Origin of the sequence: Nostoc sp. PCC 7524 (assembly GCF_000316645.1) — a bacterium.
GTDB lineage: Bacteria > Cyanobacteriota > Cyanobacteriia > Cyanobacteriales > Nostocaceae > Trichormus.
Map to the genome: position 1 here is coordinate 6319041 of NC_019684.1, position 20765 is coordinate 6339805.

The 20765-nt window shown below is 40.3% G+C and carries 18 protein-coding genes and 3 pseudogenes; 12 read left to right on the forward strand and 9 right to left on the reverse strand.

Annotation, left to right across the window (positions count from 1 at the left end; genetic code table 11):
• Positions 1-50: 50 nt before the first annotated feature.
• The 5 genes and pseudogenes from atpB to NOS7524_RS25920 form a co-directional block, all read right to left on the reverse strand.
• The gene (atpB, locus tag NOS7524_RS25900) at positions 51-806 is read right to left on the reverse strand and encodes a F0F1 ATP synthase subunit A (protein ID WP_015141443.1); all 756 of its coding nucleotides are present in this window, start codon (positions 804-806) and stop codon (positions 51-53) included.
• Between the two features lie 52 nt (positions 807-858).
• Positions 859-1320 (reverse strand): ATP synthase subunit I, encoded by a 462-nt coding sequence (locus NOS7524_RS25905; RefSeq protein ID WP_015141444.1) that lies wholly within the window; start codon positions 1318-1320, stop codon positions 859-861.
• Positions 1321-1973: 653 nt separating this feature from the next.
• A complete protein-coding gene (locus NOS7524_RS25910) occupies positions 1974-3155 on the reverse strand; it encodes a class I SAM-dependent methyltransferase (protein ID WP_015141445.1) in 1182 nt (393 codons plus the stop codon).
• Between the two features lie 71 nt (positions 3156-3226).
• A pseudogene (vapC, locus tag NOS7524_RS25915) lies at positions 3227-3646 on the reverse strand (type II toxin-antitoxin system tRNA(fMet)-specific endonuclease VapC).
• Entirely contained in the window at positions 3646-3870 is a 225-nt protein-coding gene (locus NOS7524_RS25920; protein ID WP_015141446.1) for a hypothetical protein, read from the reverse strand. The pseudogene vapC and the gene NOS7524_RS25920 overlap by 1 nt, the downstream one beginning before the upstream one ends.
• Positions 3871-4055: 185 nt before the next feature.
• Between NOS7524_RS25920 and NOS7524_RS30840 the strand changes: the two are divergent.
• Positions 4056-4346 (forward strand): annotated as a pseudogene (locus NOS7524_RS30840) (transposase); the annotation flags it as partial.
• A gap of 26 nt (positions 4347-4372) precedes the next feature.
• On the opposite strand, the gene NOS7524_RS25930 reads toward NOS7524_RS30840, so the two are convergent.
• Positions 4373-5442, reverse strand: a protein-coding gene (locus NOS7524_RS25930; protein WP_085999916.1) for an ISKra4-like element ISNsp6 family transposase whose coding sequence is annotated in 2 segments (ribosomal slippage) — positions 4373-5286 and positions 5286-5442 — 1071 coding nt in all. Because the reading frame shifts where the segments join, the coding sequence is not laid out codon by codon here.
• Between the two features lie 114 nt (positions 5443-5556).
• Between NOS7524_RS25930 and NOS7524_RS28975 the strand changes: the two are divergent.
• Positions 5557-5754, forward strand: a pseudogene (locus NOS7524_RS28975) (IS630 family transposase); the annotation flags it as partial.
• A 132-nt stretch (positions 5755-5886) separates the two neighbouring features.
• Here NOS7524_RS28975 and NOS7524_RS25940 read toward each other — a convergent pair.
• Entirely contained in the window at positions 5887-6840 is a 954-nt protein-coding gene (locus NOS7524_RS25940; RefSeq protein WP_015137436.1) for an IS630 family transposase, read from the reverse strand.
• Between the two features lie 127 nt (positions 6841-6967).
• Between NOS7524_RS25940 and NOS7524_RS25945 the strand changes: the two genes are divergently transcribed.
• Genes NOS7524_RS25945 through NOS7524_RS25960 form a run of 4 tightly spaced genes read left to right on the forward strand, consistent with a single transcriptional unit; the run spans position 6968 to position 11146 of the window.
• Positions 6968-7624 (forward strand): vWA domain-containing protein, encoded by a 657-nt coding sequence (locus tag NOS7524_RS25945; protein WP_015141449.1) that lies wholly within the window; start codon positions 6968-6970, stop codon positions 7622-7624.
• Between the two features lie 16 nt (positions 7625-7640).
• Positions 7641-8432, forward strand: coding sequence for a PP2C family serine/threonine-protein phosphatase (locus tag NOS7524_RS25950; RefSeq protein WP_015141450.1), 792 nt, complete (start codon positions 7641-7643; stop codon positions 8430-8432).
• A gap of 6 nt (positions 8433-8438) precedes the next feature.
• Positions 8439-10727: a protein kinase domain-containing protein gene (locus tag NOS7524_RS25955; protein ID WP_015141451.1), complete on the forward strand. Its 2289-nt coding sequence runs from the start codon at positions 8439-8441 to the stop codon at positions 10725-10727.
• Complete coding sequence (locus tag NOS7524_RS25960; RefSeq protein WP_015141452.1) at positions 10691-11146, forward strand: PDZ domain-containing protein; 456 nt, start codon at positions 10691-10693, stop codon at positions 11144-11146. The genes NOS7524_RS25955 and NOS7524_RS25960 overlap by 37 nt, the downstream gene beginning before the upstream one ends.
• A gap of 190 nt (positions 11147-11336) precedes the next feature.
• On the opposite strand, the gene NOS7524_RS25965 is transcribed toward NOS7524_RS25960, so the two are convergent.
• Together NOS7524_RS25965 and NOS7524_RS29735 are read right to left on the reverse strand one after the other, a co-directional pair.
• The gene (locus NOS7524_RS25965) at positions 11337-11753 is read right to left on the reverse strand and encodes a type II toxin-antitoxin system VapC family toxin (protein WP_015141453.1); all 417 of its coding nucleotides are present in this window, start codon (positions 11751-11753) and stop codon (positions 11337-11339) included.
• Positions 11750-12142 carry a type II toxin-antitoxin system HicB family antitoxin gene (locus tag NOS7524_RS29735; protein ID WP_015141454.1) on the reverse strand — a complete coding sequence of 131 codons (393 nt, stop codon included), beginning with the start codon at positions 12140-12142 and terminating at the stop codon, positions 11750-11752. The genes NOS7524_RS25965 and NOS7524_RS29735 overlap by 4 nt, the downstream gene beginning before the upstream one ends.
• Before the next feature lie 666 nt (positions 12143-12808).
• On the opposite strand from NOS7524_RS29735, the gene NOS7524_RS25975 reads away from it, so the two are divergent.
• The 6 genes from NOS7524_RS25975 to NOS7524_RS26000 all read left to right on the forward strand — a co-directional run bounded on the left by NOS7524_RS25975 (position 12809) and on the right by NOS7524_RS26000 (position 20765).
• Positions 12809-16222: a phycobilisome rod-core linker polypeptide gene (locus NOS7524_RS25975; protein ID WP_015141455.1), complete on the forward strand. Its 3414-nt coding sequence runs from the start codon at positions 12809-12811 to the stop codon at positions 16220-16222.
• Between the two features lie 389 nt (positions 16223-16611).
• Positions 16612-17097 (forward strand): allophycocyanin subunit alpha, encoded by a 486-nt coding sequence (gene apcA / locus NOS7524_RS25980; protein ID WP_015141456.1) that lies wholly within the window; start codon positions 16612-16614, stop codon positions 17095-17097.
• A 69-nt stretch (positions 17098-17166) separates the two neighbouring features.
• The gene (gene apcB / locus NOS7524_RS25985) at positions 17167-17652 is read left to right on the forward strand and encodes an allophycocyanin subunit beta (protein WP_015141457.1); all 486 of its coding nucleotides are present in this window, start codon (positions 17167-17169) and stop codon (positions 17650-17652) included.
• A 237-nt stretch (positions 17653-17889) separates the two neighbouring features.
• Positions 17890-18096, forward strand: a complete 207-nt coding sequence (locus NOS7524_RS25990) for a phycobilisome linker polypeptide (RefSeq protein ID WP_015141458.1) — start codon at positions 17890-17892, stop codon at positions 18094-18096.
• 483 nt (positions 18097-18579) lie between these two features.
• A complete protein-coding gene (locus tag NOS7524_RS25995; RefSeq protein WP_015141459.1) occupies positions 18580-19131 on the forward strand; it encodes a heme NO-binding domain-containing protein in 552 nt (183 codons plus the stop codon).
• Between the two features lie 182 nt (positions 19132-19313).
• Positions 19314-20765 (forward strand): ATP-binding protein, encoded by a 1452-nt coding sequence (locus NOS7524_RS26000; RefSeq protein WP_041555969.1) that lies wholly within the window; start codon positions 19314-19316, stop codon positions 20763-20765.

A 20765-nucleotide genomic window follows, 5' to 3' on the forward strand; every position in this document is an offset into this window, starting at 1 on the left:
CTAATAACTCATGACTCATGACCAATGACTCTCTTTCATCTGAGGTAATCTTAGTGATGTCCCTCATGCTCTTCGCCATGATGGTCTTCCATCGCTTCACCGATGTAAGCCGCGGCCAAAGTGGCAAAAATTAGTGCCTGGATGGCGCTGGTAAATAGTCCCAAAGCCATGACTGGCAAAGGTACAAATAAGGGAACTAATAATACCAATACACCAACTACAAGTTCATCAGCTAAGATGTTACCGAATAAACGGAAGCTTAGGGATAGGGGCTTAGTGAAGTCTTCAATAATCTTAAATGGCAACATGAACGATACAGGTTGTACGTAGTTGCCAAAATACCCCAAACCTTTTTTGCTGAACCCTGCATAAAAATATGCCAAAGATGTCAACAAAGCTAAAGCAACCGTGGTATTGATGTCACTTGTAGGTGCTGCTAATTCCCCTTCTGGCAAATGAATCAGCTTGAAAGGAACTAGCGCCCCAGACCAATTTGACACAAAAATGAACAAAAACAAAGTGCCAACGAACGGCACCCAAGGGCGATATTCTTTTTCGCCAATCTGGTTTTTAGCCAAATCCCGAATGAATTCGAGGGCATACTCCATGAGGTTCTGTATGCCACTGGGAATTCGCTTAATATTACTGCTTGCTGCTACAGAAACTAGCACTAACAAGCCAATAACAAACCAGGATGTGAGAAACACCTGACCATGCAATTTTAAGTTACCTATTTGCCAGTACAGATGTTTTCCCACTTCCAATTCGGCAAGTGGAACAGAATAGAAGTTCAGAAAATTCAGCATTTTCTTTCCATTTCAAATACTTCTCCAAGCTTAACTGGAGAAGAGGAGCCTTTTAAGGTTGCCGGAGCTTTGGCGAGTCAGAGATAAAAGACACCCTAACTACATAGATGATGAGCGTAGCTTTATAGGTGAGAAATCCCAAAAATATGGGCATGATTTGTAGTTGATTCCACCGCGATGCTAGCAAAATCAGAGCTACTAACAGGGCTAACCGAGTTTTACTCAGTTGCTGTTTTTCTCTACCTAAACGCTCAACGTCTTTCGCCAACATTCTCAAGTAAACCACACCTGTACACGCCCCCAATAAATAATTCAGGGCAATGTTTAGGGAGTAAAAAATCCAGACAGAGATAAAAATAATCCCTGTTAAGACAAGTGTGATTAGCAACAACTCCTGATAGAGTTGATAGAACTCCTGCATAGAAGAGTCTACTGGTTCTGTGTCCTCAAAACCAGGCTGAGTATCTTGTCGCGTTGTCTGAGTGGGTGCTATTGATTCGTCTGACAAGCTCACGGGACTTGAAACCAGTACAGCTAATTATGGTGACTGCACATTCAGTCAGCTGAATCATATCACGATCCGGTAACAATACTTTAGAAAAAAACAATTAACTTCTTGTTACACTGACACCGACAGAAAAGAGCGACTCTCAGCAATTAGAGAGCAGGTTTAAAAACCAAGTCTAGTATGCACTCATCAAGCCAATTTTACTGACCGAAAATTCCGAATTTTACTTGATTTGAATAAACTGCTATCCTCCAATCTGGTTTTTTGAGTGTCCAGTTAGTTCTGTTGTGATTAAGTCTGTTTTCATCAACTCAGCTAGTGTTTGAGGCGCAATCACATCACTGCTGGATTTTAAAAAACTCTGACTTATGGAGTGATCATCATCAGATGTTGAGCAACTGCTGGTCACACTTCTACTTTACATGAGATTTTCTGAAAGCGGTTGTAGGCGATCGCCCATCACAATCCTAGGGTGTAGGGGTGTTGTTTACCTATGTTCCTACACACTTTTTTTAGATTATCAAGAAAGGCAGGGGGCAGAGGGCAGGAGGCAGAAGGGATGTATTTGTTATGCCGAATACCAGAACTATAAAAGGCCTCTGTCTCCAGCATAGGTGCCTTTTTCAAGGGTTCTCAGCCTGGATTTTGGAGCAACGTAATTAAGCTGGTGTTAACATCACTAGCTGCTGCTGCAACAGTGTTCTCACTCCCTCTAATCCTAGTTCTACAGTTGCCAAAATCTCAGCTACTGAGGAATTACCATCACACTTTTGCAAAAACTCAAATTCAGCAGGTGACAAGTTGACAATCTGGTAGTCGTAATTAAATATACACTGGCTAGGAAATCCATCAATACAAGGATTTAGTTCGGGAATTGCTGACAAGAGAGTATGATCATCTGACCAGTCGGTTTTGGTGATGGGTGGACGACCGAGGAAAAATTCGTAATGTGTGACTTCGGGGTCGAGTAATTCTATTAAACGGTAACGTTGGCGATCGCTCAACTGTTGCGCCCGTTCGATTAACTCTGGTGCTTTGCCCAAAAGTCTATCTAAATTCCAAAAATTCGGATTGGAGAAACCAATAAACTCTAATTCTGAAGCATCAATTAATTCAAACAGAGTTTCGATGTTGTAGTCAATCTCTTGGGGATGAACATACATATCAGCAAAGCATTCATCCCTTTGGTTTTCCATTGCCCAGCGTTCTTTTTCCCGCTTGAGAATGCGGTTGTTTTCTGGAAGAGAAGCAAATATTTGTCTTCCGACTTGTACACCGTCGCGGTAATCGCCTCTTTTTTCATTTTGCAGGAGAGCGATCGCTTTTTGCATCAACTGTATTTCCCAGCGTCCCAACTCCCCGTAGACAAAAATGTGCATTAAGCCACCAGGGGCTAATTTTTTGGCTAAAGCTTGTATACCACGGATGGGGTCGGGTAGGTGATGCAACACACCCACACAGTTAATTAAATCAAACTCACCCGGTAATTGTGCGACATCATACAAACTCAGGTGATGAAATTCTACACGGTCAGCACCAGAACTTTGACAACGTGCTTTTGCTACCTCTAATGTACCGGAACTTAAATCAATTCCTACTACCTGCGCCTGGGGGTTGAGATGTACCAAATATTCTGTCCCCACTCCTGAACCACAGCCAGCATCCAAAATCCGAATATCCTGCTTTGCTGGTTTGCGTTCCGTACAAAAACTGTAAGCAGCTAACCAATTCCAACGCCAATTGTAACCAGGGGGTGGTTCATCTAGGATGGGTTCGGGCGGGAAAGGGTAAGTATCGTAGAGTTTGGCAACAGCACTACTAACAGTTTGGGTATCGGACATGATCAGCAAGAACGCAGCATTTTTGAGTTTAGCGGATAGGTGTAATTAGGGCAAAGGTGACTATAAAAACCTTAGCTTTGATTGTTGTATTCTATTTCCCAGTCTTCGAGTTTTAGTCCTTGAATGCGTTGAAATTCTCTAGTGTTGTGCGTAATCAGGATAAGATTATTAGCTAAGGCGATCGCTGCAATTTGGAGATCATAAGCTCCAATAGGTGTACATAATGTGGCGAGTTGAGCGCGGATATTGCCAAAGATTAAAGCAGATTAGTCATCAAAAGGTAAGGAGACAAACTGATTCAGAAATTTCTGTTTTATGTTCAGATTACGCTCTGGGTTAGCACTACGGTTTGCACCATAAAATAATTCACCCTTCACGACTGAAAACACAGCAATATCTGAAGGTGGTATTTCATCTAATTTTTGTTTTAAATAGATATTTTTACCTTTGAGATAAACAATACAGGTATTGATATCTAATAGGTAAATCATTAAAATGCTTCTCTCTCTGGCTGTTCTGGTTGTGGATGTCTAAAAAAGGTGTCATCTTGGATAATACCGTAGAAGCGATCGCTTATTTTTCCCGTGTCTTTTGTAGGTGATACTGGCTCATAAACTAGAATAATGTCTAATTCAGTTCCTTCCGATGTTTGAGGTAACTGAATCTGTAATAAGCCATTTTTACCAATGCGCGATCTCACTCTAATAGTTTGCATTATTTTTCCCTCTGTTATTGCTCTTTCTATTGCTAGCTTATCAATCCTCCGCCGGCTTGAAAGGCAGGATTTTACTTTTAGTCTAGGTAGGCGGAAAGAGTTTGTATAACCGCAACTTCCAGTCATTCATGAGAATCACGGTAATCATTAATTTAAAATATACTAATTCAGTATTTACTAGTTAATGTGGATATGTGTGGGGAAAAACTATTGAACGCGTCACAATTCCAGTAATTAATGCCCGTGAGAAACAAACATATTACGGGGCTTTAGACTACAAAACTAAGGAATTTCTTATTTATCCAGCCGAAAAAGGCTACTCAGAAAACACAATTAAGTTTTGAGAATATCTTCGTGTACAACGTCCTCAAGCACAATTATTAATTATTTGGGATGGAGCAAGTTACCACCGTTCCCAACCCATCAAAGATTATTTAGAATCTTTAAATAGTCAACTCCAACCAGAGGATTGGTTGGGAGCATCCAGTTTTGGCAGAAACACTCAAATAGCAAGTAAACCATTCAGATAAGCACAACGAACAGAAAGAATTTGGTTGACACTCTCAACATTCCACTGTGCGCCAGAAATTTTCATCCTAGCTCCAATCTGTTTAATAGCAGACTCAACTGCACCAGAACCAATAGAACAAAGTTGTTCAGCTTGATAATAGCTATAGTTGACAATACGGGAGCAATGTTTTTCGAGATAAGCGATGAAGTTCTTAGCTTGTTTGCCTCGGCAATTATGGAATAAAGCTTTAGCTTCTTCAACTTGACCCTGCCATAAAAGAGTTTCAGCTGCTTTGAGTCGCTTATTTGAACCACCTACTTTATAAAGATTTTCCTTGAGATGATACCAATCTAAAATTTCCCAACGCTCAAAATTTCCTGGTTTACCAAACTCTTTGACGAGATTCCATACACCATCATGACCATCTCCTAAGCAGACTAACGGGTTAACTAAACGCTGGCTATTGACATAATCAATTAATGATTGGTTGTCATCAAAAAACGCACCATAGTAAATCCCTTGCAAACGAACCGTTTTATAGTCTCGCCAGTGACAGCCTGCTTTGAGTTTACCTCTAAGTCGAACTTTTCCTCCATCTACGCTGACTTCTGAAACTGATTGTTTAGCCTGCGGTAGTTGAATTTCTTGTGACAGAACTAGTTTTTGTTGGGTTGAGTGACCAACTTTCACTCCTGTTAATGCCTCAATCTCAATTTCTGCTTTTTGATATGATTCATTTGCTGATAGCCTCAAACAGCACTTTTGAAGTAATGGGCTTAACCTACTTCTTGCTTTTATACCTAGTCTTTGTAGCTGTTTGGCTTTAAGAGTCAATTCCCCTACTAGGCTTTTTATTTTCCGGCTTTTACCTACTTTTGTTCCTGTTTTTTGTTCGATAAAAAAAGGGCTATTTCTGGGCTGACTAGCTCTAATACTTGACTGCGAACGGTTTTTTCTATGCCTTCGAGGTCTGTCAGCTTACTTTTGTCTGCTTCTTCATACAGCAGTGTTGACAATTCTTGTAAGCAGGCTTTGATCCGTTCTTTTTTCTCTTGATTCATTGTCAGCGCGCCCACAGGGTTATTTCCCTTTACATTTTCCCATAAATGGTAAATCTGCCAAAACTGGATGCTCCCGATTGGTTAGTTACTTGTGTTCGCGTAGCGTTTCGCAGAAAAAGATTTGCGCCCCATGCTCCACAACAAAATCCTGTAGAAGATATTTGATTACAAGCGAAAAGATTAATTCGAGAGTTTTATTTTCTGTGTGATTCTTTCTCTGTAGTCAAGAGTTTATTTGAGCTATCTGTACATTGTCAAATATTTAACTTTCCTAAGTTACATGAATATGGTGTTTTCTCATTAATCATTTAGGACTGCTATAGAAAAGTATCAAAATTTACGAATGATCTGATTTTGATTTGTGTTGTAAGTATGATTCAAAAAGAAGGGTTCAGAGAATTTTTCAGTAAAATCACCCTTATTTAAGTATATATATAGCGTTTCTCAGTCTGGTGAAGTACAGTAGCAACAGTGGGTAAACCAATTATAAATATCATTTAAAGAGATTTGGTTAAAAGCCATTTCAATTGCTTTTGCTAAATCTGGATAACTTCTAGCACCAAGAGAACGTAGTATGTTCTTCAGCTTCGACCAACAATTTTCAATAGGGGAAAAATCAGGAGAATATGGTGGTAAATAAATCAACTTAGCTCCGGCAGCCTCAATGAGTGCTTCAATATCTCCACCTTGATGAATTGAGCAATTGTCCATGATTACATAATCACCTTCCTTAAGTTTAGGAACTAATTTTTGAGCAATATAAGCCTCAAATGTCAGCCCATCAGTTGCACCTAAAATGCTATATTGACTAATCACACCCCTCAGACCAATTGCACCAATTATCGAAACATTTTTACTGCGTTTTTGAGGTCGAGAACCATGCGCTCTTTTACCTTTAGGGGAACGAGCAGAATGTCGGCTCAAAGATAGATTAGCTCCAGCTTCATCAAGGAAAATCAGATGATCAGCAGGTATTCCTTGAATTAAGAGCCAGAACTGGACTCTTAATAATTGAACTCTCTCAGTTTCCTTTTCTGCGGCGTGCAATGTTTTTTTTAAGCTGATTTCCATCTTCTGTAACATTCTGTCTACTGTGGAAATACCAATCGTTATCCCTGTCTTCTCTTTGAGTTGCTCACGAATTTCTGATAAAGTGGCATCATTCTTGGCTTCTACTATTTCAAAAAGAACATTCAATTGTTCTTCATTTAGCTTTGGTGGAGTTTGTTGCATCCTGACTTTAGGCGCGATACTTCCTGTTTCTCTATATTGTTTAAGTAATTTCTCAATAAAGCTTAAAGTTACACAAAATCTTTTGGCTAACTGACGTTGTGATATTCCACCTGTCTTATATGTATCAAGTATTTTTTGGCGTAAATCGAGCGAATATGCTTTCATTTTTACCCTGGCGAAGATGTACAGTTTTATTTGATTTAGTGTACTTCATTAGACCGGTAAACGCTATAAGCCAATAAAATTTAACTTATATACTTTGTATTATAAATTACTAAATCAGGAGTATCGGATGCCGATAGGATTACCTGAATTTGTAGAAAATCCAGAAAACCGTTGTCCAGTTATTTTGTTATTGGATACCTCTGGCTCTATGGTAGGTCAACCCATTCACGAATTAAATCGAGGGTTGGCAACTTTTAGGGAAGATGTTTTACAAGATGCTCAAGCATCTCTCAGTGTAGAAGTAGCTATTGTGACATTTAGCCCAGTGCAACTGACGCAAGATTTTGTGACCATAGAGCATTTTACAGCACCCCAGCTAGAAGCAGAAGGTTTAACACCAATGGGTGAGGCGATAGAGTACGCTTTAAATTTGTTGGAAAACCGAAAACAGACTTATAAAAATAACGGTATTCTCTACTATCGTCCTTGGGTGTTTTTAATTACTGACGGTGCGCCTACAGATTATTGGGAAGGTGCGGCGCAAAGGGTAAGAGAAGCAGAAGAAAATCGTAGACTGTCATTTTTTACTGTTGCTGTTCAGGGTGCGGATATGAACAAACTCAGACAAATTGCTCCGCCTCAACGTCCACCAGTGATGCTGAATGGCTTAGATTTTCGCTCTTTATTTGTTTGGCTTTCTACTTCTATGAAACGAGTTTCTAGTGGAAAAGTAGGTGAGGCTGTAGCATTACCGCCTGTGGGATGGGGTCAAATTATAACCTAGATTTTAAGGATTTGTTATGGGTTGGAAAGCAATTGCTCGTTCTGCACTGGGAACGAGTCATGAAAGTCAGGAAATACCTTGTCAAGACTACGGGGATGACCGCATTTTTAATGATGTAATTGTAGGTGCTGTTGCTGATGGTGCTGGTAGTGCTAAGTATGCTGATCTTGGTGCTAATTTAGCTGTAAAAACAACACTGAAATATTTATCAAAAATTAGTGAATATCTTCGCAAGCGTCAACGGTGTTGGGAAAGATTTTCTCACGCACTCTCAGAAACAGAAGCTAAAAAACTATTTACTAAAACTGTAGAAAAAGTTATTAAAGAATTAGACGAGCAAGCAATCAAAAAAGACTATTCTGTAAATGAATTAGCCTGTACTATTTTAGTTTTTGTGGCTACTCCTCACTGGATTGCAGCTATGCAAATTGGAGATGGATTTATTGTAGTACGTTCTCAAAATTCCGAAGAATATCAACTATTATTTCATCCCGATAGAGGTGAGTTTGCCAATGAAACAACTTTTATCACTTCAGCTAATGCACTACAAGAAATGCAGGTGAAGGTTATAGCAGGAGAGCAAGCATTTATTTGTGCTTCTACTGATGGACTGGAAAAGGTAGCTATTCGCTTGCATGATTGGAAACCATTTCCACCTTTTTTTAAACCTTTTGAGGAATACTTGCAGGAAACACCAAACCCCAAGGAAGACCATAAATATTTAGATGATTTCCTCAACTCTGAACGGTTAAATGCTCGCACTGACGATGATAAAACTTTGCTTTTGTGTCTTTGGGAAAGAGAGTAAAATTCCATGACGCTTCTCATTTGTGGTAATACGAGTGAATCAATTACTCTCTTGGGTGAACCAATAGCTAAGAGTGGTGAAGGGACTATTTGGCGAACTAATCATGGTTATTTAGCGAAAATTTATCATTCACCAACTATTGAGCGTGTGCAGAAGTTAGCGATGATGATAGCGTACCCACCCACAGAGCCAAATTCTCATCTTCATCATATTTCTTTTGCTTGGCCTAAGTCGGTGCTGAAAAATGCTCAAGGTGATTGTGTCGGCTTTTTAATGCCAGAAATTAAGGATGCAAAGGAAATTCTTGATATATACAATCCTCAGCGTCGTAAGAAGTTAAAGCTGCAAGTTGATTGGCGTTTTTTACACATCACAGCGCAAAATATTGCTTCCATCATTACCGCACTTCACACTACTGGCTATGTATTAGGTGACATTAAGCCACAAAATATTCTTGTCAACAACCGGGCTTTACCTTCAATTATTGATACAGACTCTTTTCAAATTCGTAGTCCAAAAAATGGCAAGATTTATTATTGTCCAGTTGGTTCGCCAGATTACACACCACCCGAACTAATTGGTAAGGATTTTTCGAGCATTGAGCAAACAGAAGTACATGATCGCTTTCGTCTAGCAGTCATTATCTATCAATTGTTGTTTGGCGGTCAAAGTCCTTTTGGTGGGGGAAAGTGGATAGGTGCGGGGGAAACTCCAGACATGAATGAACTTATCCGTCGGGGTTTATGGCTGTATGCACCAAATAGTCTGTTGCAACCTGTACACAGGACAATTCCTCTTGAGATTGTTCATCCAGAGGTGCAGCGATGTTTTCTTAGATGCTTTAATGATGGGCATCTAAATCCTCATCTACGCCCTACAGCTAAGGAGTGGTTTGATGCGTTAAAGGTAGCGAGTAATGAACTAATTCTATGCGGGAGGATAGACAGTCACTACCATAGCCAAACATATGGTAAATGTTATTGGTGCGATCGCTCTACGCAACTCAGGCTTGATATTTTTCCTGGTGTTGTTAAACCAAACTCATCTGTTGTTGTGGAATCAAAAACACAACCGTCTATTATCAATCATCACATAATAGGAAACCTACTGCAAACCTTCACTGACCATTCTGACTGGGTTTGGTCTGTAGCCTTCAATCCTGATAGTCAAACCTTGGTTAGTGGGAGTGGGGACAAGACTATCAAACTGTGGAATGTGAGGAGGGGAAAACTACTGCAAACCTTCACTGGTCATTCTAACTCGGTCGTTTCTGTAGCCTTCAATCCTGATGGTCAAACCTTAGCTAGTGGGAGTAGGGACTCCACTATCAAACTGTGGGATGTGAGGAGGGGAAAACTACTGCAAACCTTCACTGGTCATTCTAACTCGGTCATTTCTGTAGCCTTTAGTCCTGATGGTCAAACCTTGGCTAGTGGGAGTCTGGACAAGACTATCAAACTGTGGAACGTGAGAAGCGGAAATCTACTGCAAAGCTTCATTGGCCATTCTGACTGGGTTTGGTCTGTAGCCTTCAGTCCCGATGGTCAAACCTTAGCTAGTGGGAGTAGGGACTGCACTATCAAACTGTGGAATGTGAGAAGCGGAAAACTACTGCAAACTCTTACTGGTCATGCTAGCTCAATTTATTCCATAGTCTTCAGTCCCGATGGTCAAACCTTGGTTAGTGGTAGTGGGGACTACACTATCAAACTGTGGGATGTGAGAAGTGGAAAACTACTGCAAGCCCTCTCTAGTCATTCTAGCTCGGCTTTGTCTGTAGCCTTCAGTCCCGATGGTCAAACCTTAGCTAGTGGGAGTAGGGACTACACTATCAAACTGTGGGATGTGAGGAGGGGAAAGCTATTGCAAACCCTTACTGGTCATACTGGCTGGGTTAATTCTCTAGCCTTCAGTCGCAATGGTCAAACTTTGGCTAGTGGTAGTGGGGACAACACTATCAAGATGTGGCAATTAACATTATCTACTACCACAGCAACCCCATCCGCCGTTAGGCCAAATCGAACCCAAATTGCTCAACCTAATCAATCCTCAATTGCATCTAGTAAATCTTCTCAAGTAGCAACAACACCCAATAAAAATACACAGCAGAGTATTGTTAAAAGTACAGTTTCTCAAAGAAATTATTCATCAGTCAATTCAATTCCCTCTACAAATCATACAAGCTATACAGATGGAAACAATATACATTTAGCTTCACTTACTATCAATATATTTAAAAGTTGCATTAGGATTATTTATTGGATAATAATATCATTAGGAGTATTATTTTTTTAGCCTTATTATTTTCATTTTGTCTTGCCATAATTAAGATTTATTATAATGACAAAAACCATGAATATTCTAGCAAGGATGTACAAGAATTAACTCAATCCCAATTAAATAAAATAAATAATACTAAAAATGAAAAATATATTGTTGGTATTGGTATTTCATTTAAAATTGATGAAAAAACTAAAATTCCAACAATTACCGATGTCTTTAAGAAATCTCCAGCAGACACAAGAAATCTTAAAGTTGGCGATCAAATATTAGCAGTAGATGGTAAATCGACAGTAAACATGAGTTCGACAGATGTCACTAATCTGATAAGAGGTGATGTCAATACTGTCGTGTCATTGCGGATTAGTCGCCCAGGTCGCAGAAGTAGAAATGTAAGATTGATCAGGCAACGTATAATCAATACAAAACTTTAATATATAGACCAATTCTCTCAACGTAAATTTGGAACTTTTTCAAAATTTTTCCGGTTGCACGTAACTAAAATACATTGATATGTTGCGTAACAACTGGATGTCTATTTTGAAAAAATGAGACATGATCAGTATCAAGTATCCACAAACTCACTTGTTACATTCTCCGGATAAACAAAAGTATTTGTAAATTTCATTTTTGCCTTAATAAAGCTACAAACCCAGATTGTACAAAATGAATATCGGCCGTAACGGCATAAATTAAACCCTGATCCTTCATAACAATAAATGATATACAATCTGTCAAACCCCAACTTTTATCTTGACGACTGTGATAAAGTTCCAGCGCACGCATGAGAAGCTGTGTGTCTACACTGACAACCTTGATATTATCTGTTTTATAACACTGATTAATAAACTGAACTGATGCTGTCCGATTCACTGCACTTAAAGCATTACCAACTTCTATCAAAACTGCTTCTGTTACCCATACTTCAGCAGCATTTTTCACTCTTGGTAATAATGCTTTTGCTTGATGATGGTATTGATCATTCTTGTTCAGTATAGCCTGAATAAATACTGTATCTAAAAACAATCTTTCTTGATTCATTCTATTATCTCATCGGGATTTTTAGGCGTTCCATATAAATAGTGATTATGTTGACTTGACCAATCACTTGGTGCTTCAATTGTTCCTGTTAATGCCTCTAGCACATCCCAAGCGTTACCCTCAGCGTTCAAGATTTCCCCAACTTCCATTAAAGGAGATTCGATTTTAGGAGGTAAAATTTCTTCTAAAATAAGTATTTTGGGGTTTCGTTCCTGAAAAAGCTTAATCAGATTATTTATAGCTTCTTCTTGAGTCGCACCAAAACATTGATAGTCTGGTAAATCTAACAATGTAGCTTTCACTGTGCCATCTAGTTCGTTTTCAATTAAGACATCATAAGTTAACTTAGATGCTGTGTTTTTAGGGGAACTAATGAAATCTAAATTCATGATATTTTTACTATTTAATCTTTAAATTAATTATAACTGCTGACATTAGTTCGTAGTGAGGACTTTAGTCCTCGCAGTAGCACTAAAGTGCTTACTACAAACCTTTATTGAATTGTGGTTTTTCATTAATCTTATTTTTAGTGGCTCTGAATAATTTCCCCATATGTCAGAGTTTGACTGGTAATCTACATAATTATTGATTTGATGTAAAAAATATTACCAATTTTTGGTAAATACTTAGAAACATAACACGATACGTTAAGTATTGCCGTAATTTAATTGACAAAGCTTAAAAATAATACGTAGGATTCATCCCTAATCACTGCCTTTACAGCATTTTTTGTGTTCAAATAAAATTATGGGTCGATCGCCAAATAAAAATTTCTCAGAGTTTTTGTCAGAAATGTTTACAAAACTTAAGCTTTATCTCAGCCAGCAAAGAGTGTTGACTCCTCAACCTTCAGGGAAAAAGCCTCTAGAATCTACATACTTCTTAATAAATCAACAGTGCAAACGCAAAACGTTCTAATCTAAAAGCTGACTGGGTTAATTTTACTGGCAGTTTTGTAGGCAGTAATCGCAATACATAAAAATAATTATGTGTCAAGCCTCAAAACGACCCAGACTTAACACATAAATGATTATGATGGGAGTTTTACAAATCCGATGAGTGTTAAGGCGAGTGGTGGAAGCTCAGTTGCGCGCCCGCAACTATATCAAACCCTAGCTGTAGCAACCATTTCCCAAGCGGAACAGCAAGACCGCTTTTTGGGAACCGGTGAATTAAAGGAATTAGCAAGCTACTTTGCATCTGGTGCAAAACGTCTAGAAATTGCTCAGATCCTCACAGACAATTCCGAGATTATCGTATCTCGTGCTGCTAACCGGATTTTCGTTGGTGGTTCGCCAATGGCTTTTTTAGAAAAGCCGAGAGAACAAGAAATGGCAATGGCTACTGCTGCTGTGACGGCTGGTGCTGGTGGCGATGTCAGAGAAGGAATGAAATTAGGAACTGTCACCTACGTGGAGACTCGTGGTGGATTCCTAGAAAATTTACGCTCCATTTTCAACACATCTCCTAGTGGCCCAACCCCTCCAGGTTTTAGACCAATTAACATTGCCCGTTACGGCCCTAGCAATATGTCCAAGAGCTTGCGGGATTTATCCTGGTTCTTGCGCTATGCTACCTATGCGATCGTGGCTGGCGACCCCAACATCATCGCAGTGAATACACGGGGCTTGCGAGAAATTATTGAAAATGCTTGCTCTGGAGAAGCGACTTTAGTAGCTTTACAGGAAATCAAAGCAGCATCACTGTCTTACTTCCGCAAAGATTCTGAAGCCACAGACATTGTGACTCAGTACATGGATGTGTTGCTGACAGAGTTCAAAGCACCCACACCTTCTACTAAACTGCGTCAACGTCCTTCTGGCGATCAACAAGGTTTACAACTGCCACAAATTTATTTCAATGCGGCGGAAAGAAGACCGAAGTTTGTCATGAAGCCTGGGTTGTCTGCTACCGAAAAAACTGAAGTAGTTAAAGCAGCCTATCGGCAAATCTTTGAGCGCGATATTACCCGTGCTTACAGCTTGTCAATCTCTGACTTAGAATCCAAAGTCAAAAACGGCGACATCTCCATGAAGGAGTTCGTGCGTCGCTTGGCTAAATCTCCCCTTTACCAAAAACAGTTTTACCAACCTTTTATTAACAGTCGCGTTATCGAACTAGCTTTCCGTCACATTTTGGGACGGGGACCAAGTAGCCGTGAAGAAGTACAAAAATATTTCTCGATTATTTCTAACGGCGGTCTACCAGCTTTAGTAGATGCTTTGGTAGATTCTCAAGAATACAGCGACTACTTTGGGGAAGAAACAGTACCTTACCTGCGTGGTTTGGGTCAAGAAGCACAAGAATGTCGCAACTGGGGGCCGCAGCAAGACCTGTTTAACTACAGTGCGCCTTTCCGCAAAGTACCTCAGTTCATTACCACATTTGCGGCTTATGAACAGCCACTACCAGACCAACACCCCTACGGTTCTGGTAACGACCCCTTGGAAATTCAGTTTGGGGCGATTTTCCCGAAAGAAACCCGCAACCCCAGCAACAGTCCCGCTCCTTTTGGTAAAGACACCAGACGGATCTTGATTAATCAAGGCCCTGGGATTAATAACCAACTGAGCAACCCCAAAGCACGGGGTGTAGCACCTGGGACTCTTGGCCCCAAAGTGTTCAAGTTGGATCAAATTCCTGCCACCCTGAGCAAAAATACTGGTAAGGGAGCCAGCGTTAAGTTCTCTGAAAGCTCTACCCAAGCAGTCATCAGAGCGACCTACTTGCAAGTGTTTGGTCGGGACGTTTACGAAGGTCAACGGCTAAAAGTACAAGAAATTAAGCTAGAAAACGGCGAAATTTCTGTACGGGAATTTGTTCGGGCTTTGGCGAAGTCGGATTTATTCCGCAAGCTGTACTGGACACCGCTTTATGTTTGTAAAGCGATTGAGTATATTCACCGCCGCTTGTTGGGTCGTCCTACCTACGGTCGTCAAGAAAACAACAAGTATTTTGATATCGCTTCTAAGAAAGGTCTTTACGCTGTGGTTGATGCCATTCTTGACAGCGTAGAGTACAGCGAAGCTTTTGGTGAAGATACAGTGCCTTACGAACGCTATCTGACTCCTGCGGGTGTAGCCCTGAGAAAACTCCGTGTGGGTAGCATCCGTGAAGATGTGGGTGCAAAAGTTGAAAAACTAGAAACACCACGCTTTGTGGAATTGGGTACAGTTGCAGAAAAACGCACAGAACCGGATGTTGATTTCCGCATCAAGCAAGGTGTCACCAAGCAAAGGGAACAAACGAAGGTCTTTAAGCTAGTAGCCAATACTGTTGATAAAGTCGCAGTCCAAACTCTAATTAGTGCTGCTTATCGTCAGATTTTCGAGCGTGATATTGCACCTTACATCGTCAAAAACGAATTTACAGTCTTAGAAAGCAAACTAAGCAACGGCGAAATTACGGTTAAGGAATTTATTGAAGGTTTGGGTTATTCCAATCTTTACCTGAAAGAATTCTACACACCTTACCCCAACACCAAGGTAATTGAGTTGGGAACTAAGCACTTCCTAGGACGCGCACCGATTGATCAAGCAGAAATCCGCAAGTATAACCAAATTCTTGCTACTCAAGGTATTCGTGCTTTCATTGGTGCTTTGGTGAATAGCCAGGAGTACCGCGAGGTGTTTGGTGAGGATACAGTACCTTATCGTCGCTTCCCCACCTTACCTGCTGCTAACTTCCCCAATACCCAAAGACTTTATAATCAACTGACCAAGCAAAACACTGACTTGGTTGTACCTAGCTTTAAACCAGTTAAAGCGCGGATTGAGTCTGATAAGACACCAATTTTAGCGAAGGCGATCGCAGATTTAGCGGCTCAAGCCAAGCAAATGGACAAGAGCAAACCCTTGTTCATTGAATTGGGTCGTTCCTTCAACGATGGCCGCGGCCAGTCTGTAGAAGTGGGTGTTGGTACAGGTCGCCGTAAACCCATTCGGATCTACCGCCTCACTGATGGTACCAACCAACCAGAAAGACAGGTAGTAATTAACGCCATTTACCGTCAGGTAATGGATGTATTTAGCGGCCAAATTCCTGACTACTTACGTCGTTCTAACCTAGACAGTAAATTGCGGAATGGCGAAATTACCGTGCGTGAGTTTGTGCGGGAATTAGCCAGTTCAGAAATCTATCGCAAACGCTTCTATACGCCTTATCCCAACACCAAGGTAATTGAGTTCCTATTCCGTCACCTGTTGGGACGTGCGCCAGCTACCCAAGGCGAAATCCGTCAATACAACAAGTTATTGGCTGATAGCGGTTTACGGGCTGCTGTGGACGCGATAGTAAATAGTGCCGAATACAGCCGCTTCTTTGGTGAAGATGTGGTGCCATACCCACGCTTCCCATCTCTACCCGCAGGTAACTACCTCGGTAGCGTCCAAGCTGCTGCTGATTTGGTGAAACAATCTTGGTCTAGCTTGTCGCCTTCTACATTGACCGGTAGACCAGGCGATCGCTAAACTCCTTCTATTCAATTCAGTGATAGGGGACTAGGGACTAGGAACTAGGGACTGGGACTTAACCAATCCCCAATACCCAGTACCCAATCCCCTATTTTCCCGTGGCAACTGTTGGAATCACGGTAAAACTGAAAAAGAATGTTACAAACTGTTAAGAGCAGTCATAAATGCTCAACAGAATGCCGGAGAATAATTTGCGGAAGGTAGCTGAGTTTAAAAGCTGGTTTAGTTGTGTTAACTCCAGCCAACTCGTACTCTAAAGGCAGTAGCAGTTACTTCAGTGAACTGTTGTGTCAAAAAGACGAGACAATAATCTCAGTCAACCAAATTGCAAAATCGCACCAGTTTAATTAAATCCTGGTTTTATTTCGTACTGGAGGAATCCATTAATGAGTATCGTCACGAAGTCCATCGTGAATGCTGATGCAGAAGCCCGCTACCTCAGCCCTGGCGAATTAGATCGGATCAAGAGCTTTGTTGCTGGTGGTCAGCAACGCCTACGCATCGCTCAAGTTTTGACCGACAACCGTGAGCGCATCGTTAAGCAAGCTGGCGACCAACTGTTCCAAAAGCGTCCTGACGTTGTTTCTCCTGGTGGAAACGCTTACGGTCAAGAAATGACCGCTACCTGCCTGCGTGACCTAGACTACTATCTCCGCCTCGTGACCTACGGAATCGTTGCTGGTGACGTTACCCCCATCGAAGAAATCGGTATCGTTGGCGTTCGTGAAATGTACAAGTCCCTCGGTACTCCCATCGATGCAGTAGCTGGTGGCGTTGCTGCTATGAAGAACGTTGCTGCTGGCTTGCTGTCTGCTGAAGACGCTGCTGAAGCTGGTTCTTACTTCGACTACGTTGTTGGTGCAATGCAGTAGGTCGAAGCTGTTTCCACGGCACGAAACTGAAATCTATTGCAATAAGGTTGGAAATAAGGAAATAACAACATGCAAGACGCAATTACCTCTGTAATTAACTCCTCAGACGTTCAAGGTAAGTACCTTGACACCGCAGCTTTAGAAAAACTCAAAGGCTACTTCGCGACTGGCGAACTACGTGTACGTGCTGCTACCACCATCAGTGCTAACGCAGCTGCAATTGTTAAAGAAGCTGTAGCTAAATCTTTGTTGTACTCTGATATCACCCGTCCCGGTGGTAATATGTACACCACCCGTCGTTACGCTGCTTGTATCCGTGACTTGGATTACTACCTCCGCTACGCTACCTACGCTATGCTAGCTGGCGATCCTTCCATCCTCGATGAGCGCGTACTCAACGGTTTGAAAGAAACCTACAACTCCTTGGGTGTACCCATCGGTGCTACCGTTCAAGCAATCCAAGCAATGAAAGAAGTAACCGCTAGCTTGGTTGGTCCCGACGCTGGTAAAGAAATGGGTGTTTACTTCGACTACATCTCCTCTGGCTTGAGCTAAGAGCTAATTGCACTTAAGTAATTAGGTGCGCCTATCGTAAGGTCTGGAAATCAACCATGAGTGCTAGAACGTCTATACGCTTATCTAACTAAAACTTAGTCATGAGTGTTAGCTGTCTAGTGTTGATGTTTGATTTCCAGCCTTGGACAGATTAATTAAATATCTGTGTAAAACTCATAATCCCTTTCATTTTTGAGATAAAAAAAGTTTTCACACTCACCATAGGAGATTCAAAACATGGCGCGGTTATTTAAAATTACAGCTTGCGTTCCCAGCCAAACCCGGATTCGCACCCAACGCGAATTACAAAACACCTACTTTACCAAGCTTGTTCCTTACGAAAACTGGTTCCGTGAACAGCAACGGATTCAAAAAATGGGTGGCAAAATCGTTAAGGTGGAATTGGCAACTGGTAAGCAAGGCGCTAATGCTGGGTTGCTGTAATTGCTATAAGTTGAAAATTTATTATAAGAAGTTGTCGAAGAGGTCTAATTAGACCTCTTTATTTTTTGCGTAAAAGTAAATAAATTATCCCAAATTGCCCCTAATGGACTGACACAACTACAATAATGCCAAAAAATTGTAGGGTTTCCTTCCGTCAACTAAGGTGCGTTAGTCCCAATAACTTCTCAGTATATCAATGGCTTCTTTGGCTGATGCACACTACATATTGAATATTGTAAACAGCCTATATCCTTACACTCTTTTGCTATAGGGAAAATAAAAAGTAGAAATACTGATGCACCCAGACCAAGTTGTAGCAATAGAATTCAGACATTACCGATAAGCTTCGGACATCATCAAGATGTTAAAAAGGGTGCTGGGGCTAGTTTAAAGGTATAAACGTTCAGCCATCTATTGATGTAACTCTGCAAAACTGAGTTACATCAATAACTTGTGAGGTTATATATTTAAGAGGAAGCTACTATGTATGGATTAGTAAACAAAGCGATTAAAGATATGGTGTGCAGTCGCTTTGGTGAAGAGATTTGGCAAGAAATTAAACAAAAAGCTGAGATAGATGTAGACGTTTTTATTAGCATGGAAGGCTACCCGGATGACATCACCCATAGGCTGGTAAAAGCTGCCAGTATGGTTCTCAAATTATCTCCCTCAGAAATTATGCAAGCGTTTGGGCAATTCTGGGTTAAATACACATCGGAGGAAGGCTATGGGGAGATGATGGATATGAGTGGGGATAATCTACCTGAGTTTTTAGAAAACTTAGATAATCTTCATGCTCGTGTGGGGATTAGTTTTCCTCAATTGCAACCTCCATCATTTGAATGCAGTGATATGGAGGAAGATTCCCTAACGCTACAGTATCGCTCCAGCAGAGAAGGACTAGCACCAATGGTTATTGGTTTAGTGAAGGGATTAGGAATACGGTTTGAAACAGAAGTTGATATTACCCAAACTCAGAGTCGCAATGATGGTTATGAACATGATGAATTCTTGGTGAAATATAAACCACACTGAGCAATATATAGAATTCCTATTTGATTTTTGAAGAAACTCTCTAGGGGCGGGTTGAAAAATCTCATCAATTATTAATCATGATTTCACTGAATCCGCCCCTATGGGAATATGCTTCTTCCCTAATTCCTAATCTCTACTCCCTACTCCAGCCAGTTCAAAAATCAAAGCGGATTACTATAGTAATGGTTACTCCTCACTTAAGTCTCCCACCAGAGCTATTTACTCAAATTTTTCCGTTCCACTTTGTCTTTAACAAACATCGAGAAATTTTACAGGCTGGTGACGTTATAGAACGCATTAGCTCTAAATCACTGATTGGTAGTTATATTGAGCAACATTTCAGAATTAATCGGCCCAATATTCCAGTTGATTTTGAAAATATTCACAAAAAATCCCGCTCTCTTTTCATTTTGGAGTTTATCCATAATGGAATGCTGATGAAAGGACAAATGATGTATCAAAAAGAGCAGGAGATCATCTTTTTCTTAGGCTCTCCTTGGATTACTGATACAGCTAGTCTTGTCCCCCTGGGTATTAAACTTAAAGATTTTCCCATTCACGATCCAATTGCTGATTTTCTCTTTTTATTACAGGCAAAAAATACTGCTCTAGCTGATGCTGAAAAATTAACAGCAGAACTTACTCAACAACATCAACAATTGCAGAGTGCGCTACAAATTAAGGATAATTTGACTCAGATTGCTCAAACACAGGCTGAGGAATTAAAGAAATCTTTAAAAGAGCTACAGCAAACTCAATCTCAATTAATTCAAGCCGAGAAGATGTCTAGTTTGGGACAGCTAGTTGCTGGAATAGCTCACGAAATTAATAATCCAGTAAATTTTATCCACGGTAACTTACAGTATATTGGCGAATATACTCATGATTTAATCCAGCTTGTGAATCTTTATCAGCAGTTTTATCAAAATCCTGAACCGGAAATTTGGAATTATATACAACAGATTGATTTAGATTTTTTACTTGATGATTTACCTAAAATATTACACTCCATGCAAGTAGGAACTGGACGTATAACGGAAATTGTTTTATCTTTACGAAATTTCTCTCGTCTTGATGAAGCGGACATTAAAATGGTTGATATCCATCAAGGTATTGATAGTACATTATTAATCTTGCACAATCGACTCAAAGAAAAATCTGATCATCCTAAGATAGAAATAATCAAAAACTACGGTAATTTGCCCCTAGTAGAGTGCTATCCTGGACAACTAAATCAAGTTTTTATGAATATTATTAGTAATGCAATTGATGCTTTAGAAGGTTGCCAACATAAACACTCTATAACAGCAAATTGTGTTCGTCATAGCCAAATTACAATTACCACAGAGGTTTTAGAAACAAATTGTGTTGTGATCAGAATTGCTGATAATGGTTCAGGAATGACAGAAGAGGTAAAGAAACAACTATTTGATCCGTTTTTCACAACTAAGCCTGTAGGTAAAGGTACAGGATTAGGTTTATCAATCAGCTATCAGATTGTCGTTGAAAAGCACAAGGGAAAACTCAGATTTTTATCAGAAGTTGGCGAAGGAACTGAGTTTTGGATAGAAATTCCCTTATCACTAGGTAGTTATGTAGTTGATGAAGATCAATCGCTGAGTTTTGTTAGATAA

Coding starts and splice junctions, on each gene's coding strand:
- atpB (WP_015141443.1), bottom strand. CDS start 806: ATGCTGAATTTTCTGAACTTCTATTCTGTTCCACTTGCCGAATTGGAA.
- NOS7524_RS25910 (WP_015141445.1), bottom strand. CDS start 3,155: ATGTCCGATACCCAAACTGTTAGTAGTGCTGTTGCCAAACTCTACGAT.
- NOS7524_RS25990 (WP_015141458.1), top strand. CDS start 17,890: ATGGCGCGGTTATTTAAAATTACAGCTTGCGTTCCCAGCCAAACCCGG.
- NOS7524_RS25920 (WP_015141446.1), bottom strand. CDS start 3,870: ATGCAAACTATTAGAGTGAGATCGCGCATTGGTAAAAATGGCTTATTA.
- NOS7524_RS25945 (WP_015141449.1), top strand. CDS start 6,968: ATGCCGATAGGATTACCTGAATTTGTAGAAAATCCAGAAAACCGTTGT.
- apcB (WP_015141457.1), top strand. CDS start 17,167: ATGCAAGACGCAATTACCTCTGTAATTAACTCCTCAGACGTTCAAGGT.
- NOS7524_RS26000 (WP_041555969.1), top strand. CDS start 19,314: ATGGTTACTCCTCACTTAAGTCTCCCACCAGAGCTATTTACTCAAATT.
- NOS7524_RS29735 (WP_015141454.1), bottom strand. CDS start 12,142: ATGAATTTAGATTTCATTAGTTCCCCTAAAAACACAGCATCTAAGTTA.
- NOS7524_RS25965 (WP_015141453.1), bottom strand. CDS start 11,753: ATGAATCAAGAAAGATTGTTTTTAGATACAGTATTTATTCAGGCTATA.
- NOS7524_RS25995 (WP_015141459.1), top strand. CDS start 18,580: ATGTATGGATTAGTAAACAAAGCGATTAAAGATATGGTGTGCAGTCGC.
- NOS7524_RS25950 (WP_015141450.1), top strand. CDS start 7,641: ATGGGTTGGAAAGCAATTGCTCGTTCTGCACTGGGAACGAGTCATGAA.
- NOS7524_RS25940 (WP_015137436.1), bottom strand. CDS start 6,840: ATGAAAGCATATTCGCTCGATTTACGCCAAAAAATACTTGATACATAT.
- NOS7524_RS25955 (WP_015141451.1), top strand. CDS start 8,439: ATGACGCTTCTCATTTGTGGTAATACGAGTGAATCAATTACTCTCTTG.
- apcA (WP_015141456.1), top strand. CDS start 16,612: ATGAGTATCGTCACGAAGTCCATCGTGAATGCTGATGCAGAAGCCCGC.
- NOS7524_RS25975 (WP_015141455.1), top strand. CDS start 12,809: ATGAGTGTTAAGGCGAGTGGTGGAAGCTCAGTTGCGCGCCCGCAACTA.